Here is a 15,264-nt window from a genome sequence, read left to right on the forward strand (position 1 = left end):
ATGAGATTTGAAATATTCAGATAATAATCATTTTGTTCAGGAGGTTGCTTATATATGTCTTATAACGAAATAAAGCAAAGATTAAGAGGATCGATTGCTCCTGTTGTTACTCCATTTGATGCGGAAGGCAATATTGATTTTGAAACGATGAAAAATTTAATCAACTGGCAAATTGAAAGCGGCAGCCATGGGATTTCAGTGACAGGAACTTCTGGCGAACCCAGTTCATTAACAACGGAGGAACGCAAGCAGGTAATGGAGCTGGCGAAAAAAACAGTGAATGGCCGAGTCCCGTTTGTTCCGGCAACAGGATCGACTAATCATGATGAAACACTTGAACTAACGAAATTTGCACAAGAAATTGGCGCAGATGCTGCGATGGTCATTGTTCCGTATTATAATAGGCCGTCCCAGCATGCGTTGTATAAGCATTTTAAAGCAGTAGCTGATTCTGTAGATATTCCGATCATTATCTACAACATCCCAGGGAGAACAGCTGTAAATTTAGAGGTCAAAACAATGGCTCGTTTAGTGGAGGATTGCCCGAACATTATCGGTGCAAAAGAATCCAATAAAGATTTTGAGCATGTGAATCGGGTGCTGCTTCATTGCGGAAGAGATTTTTTACTATTTTCAGGAATCGAGCTTTTATGCTATCCAATGCTAGCAATCGGGGGAGCAGGTTCTATTAGTGCAACGGCTAATGTGGAACCGGCAAAAGTTGCGGAATTGCATGATGCTTGGTTTGAAGGCGATATAAAGAGAGCTCAGGACCTCCATTTCGAGTTAATGGAATTAAACGATATTTTATTTGCCGAGACAAATCCGGGACCTGTAAAGGCGGCGCTTGGAATGATGGGAAAAATCACGCCGAAATTAAGATTGCCTCTTGATTTGCCTGCGGAGGAGCTTCAAGAAAGAATTCGGCAAACGCTGCAAAAATATGGTCTTTTAGAGAAAGTAAAAAATTAAGGCAAGCTAAAAAGGGCTGATGTATTGCGCCTGCTAAGGAGTGAATTGGATGGGCAATGCAGTAGTGAAAATTTTTGGAATGCCAAATATAACGGAAGCCGAAGTGGATCCAGAAAACAATTCAATTTTTTTAAATGGAACTCAATATCACGTCAATCAGCTTTCTTGGGAGCCTCCGGTTTCAGGTACGATTTACGGTGTCCTTTTGAATTATCAGGGCGCCTTTCATCGATATCGTGAGCAAATGACACATTCACCATATAACGAACCACCGAAAGCGCCAATTTTATATATAAAACCGATTAACACATTAAGTGGCTACAGGAGCCCCATACCATTGCCTGAGGATGCAGACGAATTAGAAGTAGGGGCAGCACTCGGCGTGGTCATTGGGCGTACTGCCACTAAAGTAAAGGAAGAAGAAGCCTTTCAATATGTTGCTGGATATACAGTTGTGAATGATGTAGCAATTCCGCACGAAAACATTTATCGTCCAGCGATTAGGGAGCGGGCAAGAGATGGATTTAATCCGGTTGGTCCGTGGATCATCAAAAAGGAATCGATAGTTGATCCTGATTCATTGGACATTCGCGTTTTTGTCAATGGAAAGCTTGCACAAAAAAATAACACGAAAAATTTCATCCGGCCAGTTGCTCGGCTGCTGGCTGATATAACAGAATTTATGACGCTTTATCCAGGAGATGTGCTGCTGACAGGTGTTCCTGAGCAAGCGCCTTTAGTAAAGGCAGGAGACCATGTTCGCATTGAAATTGAAGGTGTAGGCAGTCTAGAAAATACAATTGTTCATGAAGCGGATTATGTGAAGGGGGCTGTGCGATGAAACGAGCTAGAGTTGCTATGAACGGCACCATTTATGAAGCAATTGAAGATAACGGCTTCCTTCAACTGAATGATCATCGTAAAGTGACAGAAAAGGACGTAGTCTGGCTTCCGCCTGTAAGCCCGCGGACTGTTTTTGCATTAGGTTTGAATTATGCAGATCATGCTAAAGAGCTGTCATTTCATGCACCAACTGAACCGCTTGTGTTTCTAAAGGGACCGAATACGATTGTTGGGCATCGATCTGAAACGAAACGTCCTCCTGATGTAGATTTTATGCACTATGAATGTGAACTGGCAGTGGTAATCGGAAAAATGGCGCGTAATGTCAAGGCTAGTGAAGCGTATGAATACGTCTTAGGATATACGGTTGCAAATGACTACGCTGTCAGGGATTATTTAGAGAACTATTACCGGCCGAATTTGCGCGTGAAAAATCGCGATGCATTCACCCCGATAGGCCCTTGGCTTGTCGATAAAGAAGATATACCAGATCCGATGAACTTGGTCCTTCGTACTTACGTTAATGGAGCGTTAGTGCAGGAAGGAAATACAAAAGATATGATTTTTACAATCCCTATGTTAATCGAGTATTTAACTAGCTTTATGACCTTAAATTACGGGGACATAATTCTCACAGGAACACCTAAAGGAGCGGTCAATGTTAATGTTGGCGATGAAGTGATTACAGAAATAGAAGGGATTGGACGTTTAATTAATCGAATTATATGAAGCTGTCATTCAGAATCTTTTCTCCGTCACCAATACTTTAAAGGAGAGCTGACGTTATGCCGCATTTTATTTTAGAATATACCGACAATATCAAAAAAGAGGCAAAAATTCCAGAGCTGCTGAAAAAAGTTAATGATGTGCTGATTTCCAAAAGCGATATATTTCCAATTGGAGGCGTGAGATCTAGAGCCATTGAATTGAAAGATTATTGTGTGGCTGACGGCTCTGAGGATGATGCCTTTGTCCACGGTACGCTAAAGATTGGCGCTGGGCGTACTGAAGAGGATAAAAAAGCAGTTTGTGATGAGATCTTTGCAGTGATGAAAGATCATTTTTCTATCCTTTTCAAAAGGAGATATCTTGCATTGTCTTTAGAACTATATGAATTTAGTGAATTTGGAACGTACAAATATAATAACATTCATCAGCGCTACAAAAATTAATTGCATACTTGGAGGAATCGAAATGACCACATATAAAGTTGGGAAAGTTCTTCATTATATCAATGGCAAGTTTGTAGAGGGAGTTGCAGGGAAAAGCTTTGAGAATATTAATCCCTTTAATAATGAAGTAATCAATGAGGTAGCGGAAGGATTTGCAGAAGATATTGACTTAGCAGTAAAAGCTGCCAAAAAAGCTTTTGCTGACGGCCCTTGGGGAACAATGTCGGTAGATGAAAGAATGAAGTATATTTTACGAATTGCTGCATTAATTGAAGAAAATGCGGGAGAAATTGCTTATTTGGAATCTCTAGATACAGGATTGCCAATCAGTCAAACGAAAAAGCAAGCATCCCGTGCAGCTGAAAACTTTCGATTTTATGCACAAATGGTTAAAAGCCGCATGGTAGGAGAAGCGTATAAAGTAGACGGAGATTTTATTAATTATACTATTTACAAGCCAATTGGGGTGGCAGGTTTAATTACGCCATGGAACACTCCGTTCATGCTGGAAACATGGAAAGTGGCTCCGGCGTTGGCAACAGGTAATACGGTTGTCTTAAAACCTGCTGAATGGTCGCCGCTGACTGCTAACAAGCTGGCTGAAATTATTCATGAAGCGGGACTGCCAGAGGGAGTTTTTAATATCGTTCACGGCTTTGGGGAAACAGCTGGCGCGTCCCTCGTGAGACATTCTGATGTCCGGCTTATTTCCTTTACGGGCGAGACGACAACAGGTGCCGAAATAATAAAAAATAGCGCAGATACGTTGAAAAAAACCTCTATGGAGCTAGGAGGAAAATCTCCTGCAATTATCTTTGCCGATGCTGATTTGGAAAAAGCCTTGGATGCTGTCGTTTGGGGAGTATTTTCTCTTAACGGGGAGCGCTGTACAGCCAATTCGCGGTTGTTTTTGGAAAAATCGATTTATGATTCCTTTGTTGAACGGCTGAAAGAGCGTGTGCAAAATATCTCGGTAGGGGATCCATTGGATTCTTCGACAGAACTAGGGCCGCTAATTCACAAAAAACATTGGGAAACCGTTTTAAATTACATTGAAATAGCCAAAAAAGAAGGGGCAGAAGTGTTTACAGGAAACGTTCCGCAATCATTGAAAAATGGCAACTTTGTTCCACCGACACTTCTTCTGAATTGCCATAACGGTATGAAAGTTGCTCAAGAGGAAATATTCGGACCTGTCATGGCAGTTATACCATTTGAGACTGAAGAAGAAGTCATAAAAATGGCTAATGATGTAAAATATGGGCTGGCTGCTTATGTATGGACGAACAATTTGAAGCGCGGACACCGAATTGTCCAATCGATTGAAAGCGGAATGGCTTGGGTAAACTCGCAAAACGTCAGGGATTTAAGAATCCCGTTTGGCGGAACGAAATATAGCGGTATTGGCCGAGAGGGCGGACATTATAGTTTTGATTTTTATACAGAGGTTCAAGTAATTCATGTGGCGATTGGAGATCATCACATTCCTCAGTTTGGTAAATCAAAAAAAGCCGAAACGATTTCGGCTCAGCAATAATAGAAAGCTAACTCGTTTTGCTTGTTAGTATATATTCTTTAATATATGATATAAGTATGGAACAGAAGGTAAAAAATAAAACACAAATTGCATATGATTATATTCTTTCACGAATTGAAAATGGTGCTTACGGGCCTGGATATCGAATAGTAATCGATCAAATTGCAAAAGAGCTGAATTTAAGCAGCATCCCTGTCAGAGAAGCGATCCGCCAATTGGAAGCAGAAGGCTTAATTCAATATAAGCCGTATAGCGGAGCAGTTGTAAGCAATATCAACGAAAAAGAGTATTTGCAAACCATTTCGGTTTTGGCGGTGCTAGAAGGCTACGCGACTGTTTTAAGTTCTAATATTATAAAGGAGGAGACGATCAAAAAATTAGAAGAATTAAACGAAAAGATGAAACAGTCGCTGCAAGATTTTGAATTAGAGCAATTCAGTGAATTAAATTATCAGTTCCACACCTTAATATATGAAAACTGCGGCAATAACTTTTTAGAGGAACAGATTAAGCAAATTTGGCAGAGGATGAAGCGGATACGGACTTATGGCTTCACACTCGTTCCGAAGCGCTCTAAAGAGTCCATTAAAGAGCACGAAGAAATTATTCGATTGCTTCGAGAAAAGGCTCCGCCCAACCAAATTGAGGAATTTGTCCGCCAACACAAATTAAATACAGCAGAAGCATTCAGAAATCGGCAAAAATTTTCATAATAAAACAATTTCGAACAAATTCAACTGATCGTACTCCGTACTCAGTTGAATTTGTTCAGGTAAAATAAATATTTATGCAGCCAATATCGTATATAATTTTATATATAGTATTAAAATAAGTATTTTGTGAAAGCGATTTCTAAAATATTTTGAGAAAATGAAATATTAAGGGGGAGAAGCTATGGTAAAAAAGTATCAACTTTTTATTGATGGGAAATGGGTAGACGCTATTTCTGGAAAGACTTTTGAATCAGTTAATCCCGGATCTGGTGAGGTACACGCTATCGTTGCGGAGGCAGGTGCAGATGATGTCAATCGGGCGGTTAGAGCTGCTAGAAAGGCATTTGAATCAGGTCCTTGGACAAAAATGACCCCCAGTGACCGAGGTAGGTTATTGTATAAGGCTGCGCAAAAAATGTGGGAAAAAGCCGATTTTCTTGCTGAAGTGGAATCACAGGACAATGGATTGCCAATAAGTGATACCAAGTCTATTGCAATACCAGCAACGATCGATGTTTTAGAATTTTATGCAGGTTTGGCAAATAAAGTTCAAGGTGAAACACTAGCATCACCTAACAACCGTTTCAATTATACTCTAAGAGAACCATTAGGTGTTATTGGAGCTATAGTACCTTGGAATTTTCCGCTTATGCTTACTATGTGGAAATTGGCTCCTGCTCTTGCAGCTGGAAATACAATTGTGATTAAGCCGGCTGAACAGACACCGGTGAGTATCTTAGAGTTAGTAAAACTATTTCAAGAAGTCGGAATTCCAGATGGAGTAATTAATGTTGTAACAGGTTTTGGAGAAACTGCAGGCCAAGCCTTGGCTTCTCATCCAGATGTAGACAAGATTGCATTTACAGGGTCCACAAAAACAGGTCAACTAATTATGCAAGCAGCCAGCAAAAATTTAAAACCAGTTTCACTTGAGTTGGGTGGAAAATCCCCCGAATATTGTGTTTGATGATGCTAGTCTTGAAAAAGCTGTAAATATGTCTGCTTTTGGAATTTACTTTGCCCAAGGACAAGTATGTGCGGCTGGGTCTCGTTTATTTGTACAGGAGTCAATTTACGAAAAATTCATGGATCTATTCATAAAAAAAGCTAATTCTATTCGTGTAGGAAATCCGCTTGATCAGAGTACGGAAATGGGGCCACAAATTTCAGAAGAACATTTAAAAAAAATAGAACATTATGTTGCTGTTGGATTGGATGAAGGGGCTCGACTGACAATAGGTGGGAAAAGATTAAATAAAGAGGCAAATGGATACTATTTTACTCCAACAGTGTTTGAAAACGTTACAAATGACATGACGATTGCACGTGAGGAAATATTCGGCCCTGTTGTATCAGTCATTAAGTTTAAAGATGAAGAAGATGCATTAATTAAAGCAAATGATACCATTTATGGACTAGCTGCTGGTATTTGGACCAATAATTTAAAACGTGCCCACAGAATGGCTCGCGGTCTTAAAGCAGGAACTGTATGGGTTAATACTTACAGTTTATTAGATAGTGCAGCACCTTTTGGCGGAACAAAACAAAGTGGGTTTGGTCGTGAATTAGGTGTTCAAGCGATGGAAATGTATACGCAAACTAAGCATGTTTGGATTGATTTGAATGAAAATTAAAAATAAATGAATGGAGAGGTGTAGAAGATGAATTTTGAATTTAATATTCCTAGTCAAGTAATCTTTGGTAAGGGTGCCGCTTCAAAGCTTCAGGACGTCCTAGCAGAGTTTCATGTAAAAAGAGTAATGTGTATATATGATCAAGGTGTACAAAAAGCAGGAATTGTTGAAAAAGTATTGTCAAAGATTAAGAAAACTAATGTTGATATTATTGAGTTTAATCAAGTTCTTCCAAATCCTCCTGATACTATTTTAGAAAAAGGAGCTCTTCTAGCCAAAAACGAACAAATTGACGCATTGATCGCAATAGGTGGTGGTAGTTCAATTGATGCAGCTAAAGCAATCAATATACTTATTTCTAACCCTGGTCCAATCGCTAAGTATGAAGGAGTGAATAAAGTTGAACGTCCAACAAAACCTTTAATAGCAATTCCTACTACTGCAGGTACGGGTAGTGAAGTTACTGGGGTAACCGTTATAACTGATACAAAAAGAAAAAAGAAAATGGTAATTGCTGGACGAAATTGTGGTGCAGATGTTGCGCTAGTAGATCCTGAACTTACAATAGCATTGCCACCCAATATTACTGCATCAACAGGTATGGATGCTTTAACTCACGGAATTGAAGCATATGTATCAAAGTTTCATTCTATTCCAACAGATATCAACGCTTTAAAAGCAATTGAACTTATTTATAGCAATCTGGAAAAGGCATTTAATAATGGGAAAAACATCGAAGCACGGACAAACATGTTACTCGGAAGCATGCTTGCTGGATTTGCATTTAACTCTGCATTATTAGGTTTAGTTCATGCAATAGCTCACCCGTTAAGTGTCTATTGTGGATTACCTCATGGGGTAGCAAATGCTTGTACTTTGCCATATGTCATGGATTTTAATGCGAAAGATGAAAATGTACAAAAGAGATTTAAGAATGTCGCAAAGGCAATGGGTTTGCCTGTTGAAGATTTATCGGACTTTAAAGCAACTAAACAAGCTATTGAGGCTGTGAGAAATTTGTCTGAAAAAGTTCAAATACCGTCTCTAAGTAAATTAGGAGTTAAACGAGAGCAGTTTGACATTTTAGCTGATGCTACTTTAAATGAGGAATTAAGCATATTAGCGAATCCAAGAGAAGTAACTAAACAAGATATATTAAAAATTTTAGAAGTTGCTTATTAAAAAAATAAGGCGAATGAATAAATAAAAGATATTTTTAAAAATGTTTATATATTTAAAAATCGATTGATATCAAACTGATTCCAAAATATTTTTAATTCCGTTATAAAAAAACGAATAAAAGCTAGCAAAAAAACAAATAGAAGTAATTTTCGGAATATTTGAAACCATATCTTAAATCATATATAATATTATTGATGATTTGTTGGTCAAAGGAAAGGGGTGGTCCTCTGATTTCACTAATATGAAAGCGTTGTCACTAAGAAAGATAAAGCTTTTAAGGAATTTTGCCAAAAATAAAGGAGGGGGTTACGTTGAAAAAATTTGTTTCGTTGATCATTTTGATGTTATTTCTCTCTATGCTGGCAGCATGCGGAAATTCTGAAAGCGCCGGTGGAAAAAATAATGATTCCGGTGGTTCCGATGTCATTAAAATTGGTGCTATTTATTCAGCTTCGGGCGGCGGTGCTCCTTTAGGAAAATCACAGATGGAAACGGTAAAAATGCTGGTGGAGCAAGTAAATGAAAACGATGGAATAGATGGAAAGAAAATAGAGCTGATTGCCTATGATGATAAGTCCGATCAAAATGAAGCCGTGCTGTCTATGAAAAAATTAATTGAGCAGGATAAAGTATTGGCTGTTGTTGGGGGTACGCTAAGCGGAAATGCTTTAGCAATGGTGCCGCTTGCGGAAAAGTCAAAAACTCCATTCATTGCATCAGCTACAAGTAAACAAATTGTAAAACCTGATGATAATTCTTCACGGGACTGGATCTTCAAAACGACACAAAGTGATGATGTAGTAATTCCTAAAATTTTAGCCTATTTGAAAGAAAAAAATTTAACGAAAATTGCCTGGCTGAATGTTGCCAACCAATACGGCACAAGTGCTCATGAAGAATTTAATCGCCTGAAAGGTGAATACGGCATTGAAGCTGTTATTGAAGAGGAATTTGAAGCAACTGTTGATGATGCGAAAGCGATGCTGACTCGCGTAAAGAAATCAAATCCACAGGCAATTATCGTTTGGGGAACTGCTCAGGAGTCTTCAGTTATTACGAAAAATCTCCATCAATTAGGAATGAAACTTCCCATTATTGAAAGTCAGGGAATTGGTACTAAAGAGTTTATTGAGTTAACCGGAGAAGCAGCGGAAGGAGTTATTTTTCCTGCAGGGCGTTTAATTGTCGCTGAACAATTGCCGGATAATGATCCACAAAAAGAAACACTTATTAAGTATAAAGAGGATTTTAAAGCAAAATTCAACCATGACGCAAATACGTTTGGAGGCCATACTTGGGACGCATTCTATTTATTAGTGAATGCAATTGAAAAAGCCGGAACTGACAAAGAAAAAATTAGAGAACAGCTCGAGGATACGAAAAATTTTGTTGGAATTTCCGGAATATTCAATTTTTCGAAAGATAATCATACTGGCCTTGATGAAAGCAGCTTAGTTATGGTTCAAATCAAAGACGGCAAATTTGTCATTGCAGAATAATGTTGTAAAGGGATCTTCAACGATTAAAAGTACGGGGAAGATCCCTAAAGACCAAAAATAGAAGGGAAGTGTGGGAATGGAACTGACCAGCCAATTTATTCAGTTAATTTTTTCTGGACTGACCATTGGAAGCATCTATGCACTGATTGCTATTGGATTTGTCATTATTTTCAACATAACCGGCCTTTTAAATTTAGCACAAGGCGATTTTGCCATGCTGGGTGCACTTACTTGTATTTCGTTTGTCAATATGGGCTTTCCATTAATTATTGCAATAGCAGTAAGTATTGTCATAGTCACGATTATCGGTGGTTTGTTCGAAAGGTTGGCAATTTATCCTGCAAGAAATTCATCAACCGCAACACTTCTTATTATTACGATAGGTGCAGCTTTTGTATTTCGGGGAATTAGCATTTTAATTTGGGGAACTCAGCCTTTGGCGCTGCGTCCTTTCTCTGGAAATCAGAATATCAATTTTTTTGATGCTACCATTCAGCCGCAAAGCTTATGGGCTATCGGCATTTCCTTATTAAGTTTAGCTGTCCTTTACTACTTTTTTAATAAAACCTACTTAGGAAAAGCGGTAACAGCTTGTGTTGTCAATCGTTTTGCAGCAAGGCTAATGGGAATCAGCCCCCAAAAAATGTCGTTTTGGGCAGTATCCATTAGTGCTGGTCTTGGAGCGCTCGCAGGAATAGTGATTGCCCCCATTTCGGGTGCTTCGTATGATATGGGAATCATGATTGGCTTAAAAGCATTTATTGCTGCAGTAATTGGAGGGTTGTCAAATGCACCTGCTGCTATTGCCGGAGCATTTTTAATCGGAATATTAGAATCTTTTACGGAAGGATATTTATCTTCAGGATATAAAGATGCCATTAGCTTCACTCTTCTTTTAATCGTATTATTCTTCATGCCAAATGGATTGTTCTCGAAAGTATCAGGAAAACGTGTTTAGAGGAGAGGAAAAAATGGATAACAATTTAACGAAAATATACAACAGGAGTTTGAAAGGTCCTCTTATCTTTTTTGTCGTTATTATGCTTCTTCCTTTTATTTTTCAATCAAATAATTATATTTTAAGTACTTTCATTATGATCGGTTTTTACTCATTGGTCACTACTGGACTGACGCTATTAATCGGATATGCAGGGCAAATTTCCCTCGGGCATGCAGCTTTTTACGGTATTGGTGCCTATACCTCTGCATATTTTACGGCTACATTGCAGATGCCTTCCTGGATAGGAATTTTAGTTGGGGCGATTATTGCATCACTCGTTTCTTTAATCATTGGTATTCCAGTATTTAAACTAAAAGGGCATTATTTAGCCTTAGCCACTCTTGGATTTGGAGTGATCATATTTACATTTTTTAAAGAGTGGAAAACAATAACTGGAGGATTAAACGGGTTTTTTGGCATACCTCCTTTAAGCTTATTCGGCATTTCATTTTCAACAGATTTTCAATTTTACTTCTTAATTTGGATCTTTGTCTTTTTAGGAATTTTCTTTGCGCGCAATATTGTTCAATCAAGAGTCGGAAGAGCTTTAATGTCTATCCATGGCAGCGAAATTGCTTCGGAAGCAATTGGTATAAATATTAATAAATATAAATTGCAAATTTTTGTATTAAGCGCCGTTTATGCTTCAATTGCTGGAAGCTTATACGCACACTATGTCACCTTTATAAATCCTCAATTGTTTGAAATGATGACATCTATCTACTTTTTAATAATGGTTGTCATCGGTGGGATAGGGAATATTTGGGGCGGATTGATCGGAGCAGCGATATATGTATTTTTAGGAGAATTGTTGAAAGATATTGTACCGAAAATTATTCCCAATGCTAGCGGGGAATTCGAAATTGTATTTTTCGGCGTGCTGCTTGTAGTTATTTTAATATACATGCCAAATGGAATTTCAAAAGCGATCTTTCATTTTATCAAAAGAATCACTTCAAGCTTTAAAAATAAACCAGTTTCAGCATTTTCAAAGAAGTCAACGGGAAGTGATATTCATGACTGAGGAAACATTATTAAAAGTCGAAAATCTTTCAAAATCATTCGGCGGTGTAAATGCCGTTGAAAATGTTTCGTTTGAAGTGAAAAAAGGGGAAATTGTTGCTGTAATAGGTCCAAATGGCGCCGGCAAAACAACCCTTTTTAATTTAGTGACAGGTGTCATCCCGGCAACAAGCGGAAAAATAACCTTTAAAGGCGTTTCCATCATCGGGAAAAGACCTTATCAAATTGCAAGTCTTGGGATGACAAGAACATTTCAAAATTTGCAAGTATTTAATAATATGACCGTCATCGAAAATGTGATGACAGGAAGTCATATAAGATTAAAAACTGGAATTTTAAGCTCAGGCCTGCGATTGCCGAACGTTTATAAAGAAGAAAAAGAGGTAATGCAACAAGCATTGCAATGCCTTGAACAGGTCGGTATTGCTGATTTAGCTTTTGAACGAGCTGAAACATTGCCTTATGGAAATCAAAGATTATTAGAGATTGCCAGGGCAGTAGCTGCAGAGCCTTCATTTATTTTACTGGATGAACCGATGGCCGGGCTGAATCCGCAGGAATCCCGCAATCTAGTGAATGTACTGAAAAATATGAGAAAACAAGGGATGACATTTTTATTTGTTGAACATGATATGGAAACGGTGATGTCGATTGCAGATAAAATTGTAGTTCTTGACTATGGGAAAAAAATTGCGGAAGGAACGCCTGAAGAAATTTCAAGCAATCCTAAAGTTATTGCAGCCTATTTGGGAGAGGAGGAAGCAATCTAATGTTAGTAGTAGACAACCTTCATACGTACCACGGATATTTGCACGTTTTGAAAGGGATTCACTTTGAAATAAAACAAGGCGAAATCTTTGCGATGGTAGGGTCAAATGGCGCCGGGAAAAGCACCCTTCTTGGAACAATAGCAGGCATTTATAAACCGAGATCAGGAACCATTGTATTTGAAAATGAAGAAATTTCTTATGGTAAAGTAGAAAAGATCGTTGAAAAAGGCATTTGTCTTGTCCCGGAAAGAAGACAAATTTTTGATGATCTTTCTGTTAAGGATAATTTGCTGTTAGGATCTTATCACCGATATAAAAATGACAAAAAAAGTGTTATGGAGGATTTCGAGCAAGTTCTAGACTTTTTCCCTAAATTAAAAACAATGTTGGATCGACCGGGCGGATTGTTGAGCGGCGGCGAGCAGCAAATGGTTGCCATAGGCCGCGGGCTGATGGCGAAGCCAAAACTAATGATGCTGGATGAACCGTCTTTAGGATTGGCTCCGCTTATTGTCAAAGACATTATGAATATTTTAAAGCAAATGAAAAAAACATTTGGAACGACCATTTTGTTAATTGAACAAAACGTCAAAGCAGCTTTGCAAATTGCAGATCACGCTTGTGTATTGGATCGCGGAGAAATTGTCATTCAAGGAAAAGCGAGCGATTTGCTGGAAGATGAAAAAATAAAAGATACGTATTTAGGTATAAGCAAAAAAGAAAGACTAAAGCTTTAGTATAAACAACAGGTCTGTACTAACCTAACTTGCCCAAAAGCCGGGAGTTTGGCGGCATAGAATTCCGAATATTCCAATAACCAAAGGAGGAAGGGAACGGATATGAGAACGATAGATTGGAAGGAAGTTGAGAAAAATATAGAAAACGGCCGATTTCCTCAATGGTTAGTTACAGATCCGGAAATATACGAACTAGAAAAAGAAAGAATTTTCGGCAGAACATGGCAGTTTCTGGCGCACGAATCGGAATTAAAAGAACCAGGAAGCTTTGTTACGAGGATGATGGTCGATGACCCGATTATTTTAGTGAAAAATAAAAATGGAGAAATCAACGCATTTTTGAACTCTTGTTCTCATAGGGGTGTTCGTTTGTGTACAGAAGATTATGGAAATAAAAAAGCATTTTCATGCCCTTATCATGGCTGGACTTATAATTTAAACGGTGAACTGATCGGGGTTGTTGCAGGGAATAAAGTATTTGGGGAATCGATGGATAAAAGCGAGTGGGGACTGCGCCCAGTTCCTCGTGTTGAAAGCTATCAAGGAATGATTTTTGGAAATCTTGATCCTGACGCTATGTCTTTAGAAGATTATTTAGGCGAAATGAAATGGTATTTTGATATAATGCTTGGCCGGAGCGACGGAGGGATGGAAGTGAGGGGAGTCCCTCAACGATGGGTGGCAAAAGCAAATTGGAAAATGACAAGTGAAAATTTCGCGGCAGATCCTTACCATGTTCAAACGACTCATAGATCCGCCGTGGAATTGAAGCTTACACCGAGCGATCCTTTGTATGCATCATATGGACATCAAGTTGTTTTGTCAAACGGACATGGAATTAATGTAATTACATCTGCTACTGGAAGATCGAATAACATATACCAAGGTATGCCTGAATCGATGTGGTCGATGTTTGAGAAAAATTTAAATAAAGAACAATTGGACATTTTTTCTAGAGTTCAAAATTTTGTTGGCGGAGTTTTTCCAAATCTATCATTCTTAAGCTCTTGCAGCGGAACAGAAGGAACAAAGTATAATCATCTTCAATTTAGAGTATGGCGGCCGTTAGGGCCCGATCAAGTTGAAATTTGGGTTTGGTATATGATTGATAAGGCGCTGCCGGAAGATTATAAGGAAAAATCGTACAAAGGCTTTATTGCAACGTTTGGCGCGGCAGGTACTCTTGAACAGGATGATACGGAAAATTGGGCTCGCATTGTTGAGGCCAGCCAAGGGTTAATGGCAAGAGATCGAAATCTCAGCTACAACAATATGCTCAACTACTTAATGGGATTAGATCACTTAGATCCGGATGAGAATTTTCCGGGACCGGGAAAAGCGTACCCAACTTGCTATACAGATCATATTGCAAGAAGTATGCATAAATACTGGCTGGAGCTGATTACGAAAGAGCCAGAGGTGAAATCTCATGAATAGTGATATTCAATATGAAATTTCTCAATTTTTATATTATGAGGCCTATTTGCTTGACCACCGAAAATATCGGGAATGGCTTGAATTGCTTGATGATGATATTCAATACACGATGCCCCTGCGGGTAACCGTTGATAACAAAATGGGAAGCAATTTAAATACTGAAATGACTTATTTTGCAGATTCGAAAAAGGACATAGAGATAAAGGTCGAAAGACTTTATACGAAATCAGCCTGGGTCGAAAACCCGCCTACAAGGCAGAGGCATTTTATAAGCAATGTGGTCGTTGAGCCTGGCTCCCGCTCTAATGAATATAAGGTTAGAAGTTATTTTCTATTTAAGCGCAGCAGAAGTTCAGAAGCAAAAACTGAGGAATTGTTCGGAGAAAGAGAAGATATTATTCGGAAAGTGAATGGAAAATGGAAAATAGCAAAACGAACTGTGCATCCAGATCAGTCCGTATTATCAGTCATGAATGTCAGTATGTTTTTATAAAAAACGTGTATGTGCCAATATATTTTTTTTGCCCATTTCTCGAATTATCAACATATTTAGGCTGTTTGCTGCTTGAAGAAGAAAATGATTGGAAAGGATTTATGAAGCTTCTATATTTTCTGTAAAGGCGGAAATAGCTTAAAGGAAATGATAGATTTGCTGATATTCCAATCGTTTAGTTTATGATTCGAAATGTTTAACGGCTTTTTTTGCTTTGATTACATTGGGCATAAATTTGCCAGCTTGCCATGT

The 15,264-nt window shown here is 38.4% G+C and carries 14 protein-coding genes and 1 pseudogene; all 15 read left to right on the forward strand.

Going from position 1 to position 15,264, the window contains the following annotated elements:
* Positions 1-54: 54 nt before the first annotated feature.
* The 15 genes and pseudogenes from hpaI to ACVIJU_RS03720 all read left to right on the forward strand — a co-directional run bounded on the left by hpaI (position 55) and on the right by ACVIJU_RS03720 (position 15,012).
* On the forward strand, positions 55-972 hold the full coding sequence (gene hpaI / locus ACVIJU_RS03650) for a 2,4-dihydroxyhept-2-ene-1,7-dioic acid aldolase (protein ID WP_130156668.1): 918 nt from the start codon (positions 55-57) through the stop codon (positions 970-972).
* A gap of 49 nt (positions 973-1,021) precedes the next feature.
* Positions 1,022-1,813 carry a fumarylacetoacetate hydrolase family protein gene (locus ACVIJU_RS03655; RefSeq protein WP_066252147.1) on the forward strand — a complete coding sequence of 264 codons (792 nt, stop codon included), beginning with the start codon at positions 1,022-1,024 and terminating at the stop codon, positions 1,811-1,813.
* Entirely contained in the window at positions 1,810-2,544 is a 735-nt protein-coding gene (locus tag ACVIJU_RS03660; RefSeq protein WP_066252144.1) for a fumarylacetoacetate hydrolase family protein, read from the forward strand. Before ACVIJU_RS03655 ends, ACVIJU_RS03660 begins: the two co-directional genes overlap by 4 nt.
* A gap of 56 nt (positions 2,545-2,600) precedes the next feature.
* Positions 2,601-2,987, forward strand: coding sequence for a 5-carboxymethyl-2-hydroxymuconate Delta-isomerase (locus ACVIJU_RS03665; RefSeq protein WP_063388848.1), 387 nt, complete (start codon positions 2,601-2,603; stop codon positions 2,985-2,987).
* 22 nt (positions 2,988-3,009) lie between these two features.
* Positions 3,010-4,524 carry a 5-carboxymethyl-2-hydroxymuconate semialdehyde dehydrogenase gene (hpaE, locus tag ACVIJU_RS03670; protein ID WP_456687266.1) on the forward strand — a complete coding sequence of 505 codons (1,515 nt, stop codon included), beginning with the start codon at positions 3,010-3,012 and terminating at the stop codon, positions 4,522-4,524.
* 56 nt (positions 4,525-4,580) lie between these two features.
* Positions 4,581-5,237, forward strand: coding sequence for a GntR family transcriptional regulator (locus ACVIJU_RS03675; RefSeq protein ID WP_063388846.1), 657 nt, complete (start codon positions 4,581-4,583; stop codon positions 5,235-5,237).
* Between the two features lie 181 nt (positions 5,238-5,418).
* Positions 5,419-6,871: pseudogene (locus ACVIJU_RS03680) on the forward strand (aldehyde dehydrogenase family protein).
* A 27-nt stretch (positions 6,872-6,898) separates the two neighbouring features.
* On the forward strand, positions 6,899-8,053 hold the full coding sequence (locus ACVIJU_RS03685) for an iron-containing alcohol dehydrogenase (RefSeq protein ID WP_144597423.1): 1,155 nt from the start codon (positions 6,899-6,901) through the stop codon (positions 8,051-8,053).
* Positions 8,054-8,364: 311 nt separating this feature from the next.
* Positions 8,365-9,552: an ABC transporter substrate-binding protein gene (locus ACVIJU_RS03690; RefSeq protein WP_456687267.1), complete on the forward strand. Its 1,188-nt coding sequence runs from the start codon at positions 8,365-8,367 to the stop codon at positions 9,550-9,552.
* Between the two features lie 76 nt (positions 9,553-9,628).
* Positions 9,629-10,510, forward strand: coding sequence for a branched-chain amino acid ABC transporter permease (locus ACVIJU_RS03695; protein ID WP_117017175.1), 882 nt, complete (start codon positions 9,629-9,631; stop codon positions 10,508-10,510).
* Positions 10,511-10,523: 13 nt separating this feature from the next.
* A complete protein-coding gene (locus ACVIJU_RS03700; RefSeq protein WP_066252130.1) occupies positions 10,524-11,576 on the forward strand; it encodes a branched-chain amino acid ABC transporter permease in 1,053 nt (350 codons plus the stop codon).
* Positions 11,569-12,345: an ABC transporter ATP-binding protein gene (locus ACVIJU_RS03705; RefSeq protein ID WP_456687268.1), complete on the forward strand. Its 777-nt coding sequence runs from the start codon at positions 11,569-11,571 to the stop codon at positions 12,343-12,345. Before ACVIJU_RS03700 ends, ACVIJU_RS03705 begins: the two co-directional genes overlap by 8 nt.
* A complete protein-coding gene (locus tag ACVIJU_RS03710; protein WP_066252126.1) occupies positions 12,345-13,082 on the forward strand; it encodes an ABC transporter ATP-binding protein in 738 nt (245 codons plus the stop codon). The genes ACVIJU_RS03705 and ACVIJU_RS03710 overlap by 1 nt, the downstream gene beginning before the upstream one ends.
* Before the next feature lie 102 nt (positions 13,083-13,184).
* On the forward strand, positions 13,185-14,519 hold the full coding sequence (locus ACVIJU_RS03715) for an aromatic ring-hydroxylating oxygenase subunit alpha (protein ID WP_117017176.1): 1,335 nt from the start codon (positions 13,185-13,187) through the stop codon (positions 14,517-14,519).
* Positions 14,512-15,012: a 3-phenylpropionate/cinnamic acid dioxygenase subunit beta gene (locus ACVIJU_RS03720; protein ID WP_456687269.1), complete on the forward strand. Its 501-nt coding sequence runs from the start codon at positions 14,512-14,514 to the stop codon at positions 15,010-15,012. Before ACVIJU_RS03715 ends, ACVIJU_RS03720 begins: the two co-directional genes overlap by 8 nt.
* Positions 15,013-15,264: the final 252 nt, after the last annotated feature.

The organism is Aeribacillus sp. SP014 (assembly GCF_054055575.1).

Bases quoted from the DNA above. Each gene is read 5' to 3' on its own strand.
- ACVIJU_RS03655 (WP_066252147.1), top strand. From the start codon at position 1,022: ATGGGCAATGCAGTAGTGAAAATTTTTGGAATGCCAAATATAACGGAA.
- ACVIJU_RS03705 (WP_456687268.1), top strand. From the start codon at position 11,569: ATGACTGAGGAAACATTATTAAAAGTCGAAAATCTTTCAAAATCATTC.
- ACVIJU_RS03675 (WP_063388846.1), top strand. From the start codon at position 4,581: ATGGAACAGAAGGTAAAAAATAAAACACAAATTGCATATGATTATATT.
- hpaI (WP_130156668.1), top strand. From the start codon at position 55: ATGTCTTATAACGAAATAAAGCAAAGATTAAGAGGATCGATTGCTCCT.
- hpaE (WP_456687266.1), top strand. From the start codon at position 3,010: ATGACCACATATAAAGTTGGGAAAGTTCTTCATTATATCAATGGCAAG.
- ACVIJU_RS03665 (WP_063388848.1), top strand. From the start codon at position 2,601: ATGCCGCATTTTATTTTAGAATATACCGACAATATCAAAAAAGAGGCA.
- ACVIJU_RS03700 (WP_066252130.1), top strand. From the start codon at position 10,524: ATGGATAACAATTTAACGAAAATATACAACAGGAGTTTGAAAGGTCCT.
- ACVIJU_RS03660 (WP_066252144.1), top strand. From the start codon at position 1,810: ATGAAACGAGCTAGAGTTGCTATGAACGGCACCATTTATGAAGCAATT.
- ACVIJU_RS03685 (WP_144597423.1), top strand. From the start codon at position 6,899: ATGAATTTTGAATTTAATATTCCTAGTCAAGTAATCTTTGGTAAGGGT.
- ACVIJU_RS03695 (WP_117017175.1), top strand. From the start codon at position 9,629: ATGGAACTGACCAGCCAATTTATTCAGTTAATTTTTTCTGGACTGACC.
- ACVIJU_RS03710 (WP_066252126.1), top strand. From the start codon at position 12,345: ATGTTAGTAGTAGACAACCTTCATACGTACCACGGATATTTGCACGTT.
- ACVIJU_RS03720 (WP_456687269.1), top strand. From the start codon at position 14,512: ATGAATAGTGATATTCAATATGAAATTTCTCAATTTTTATATTATGAG.
- ACVIJU_RS03715 (WP_117017176.1), top strand. From the start codon at position 13,185: ATGAGAACGATAGATTGGAAGGAAGTTGAGAAAAATATAGAAAACGGC.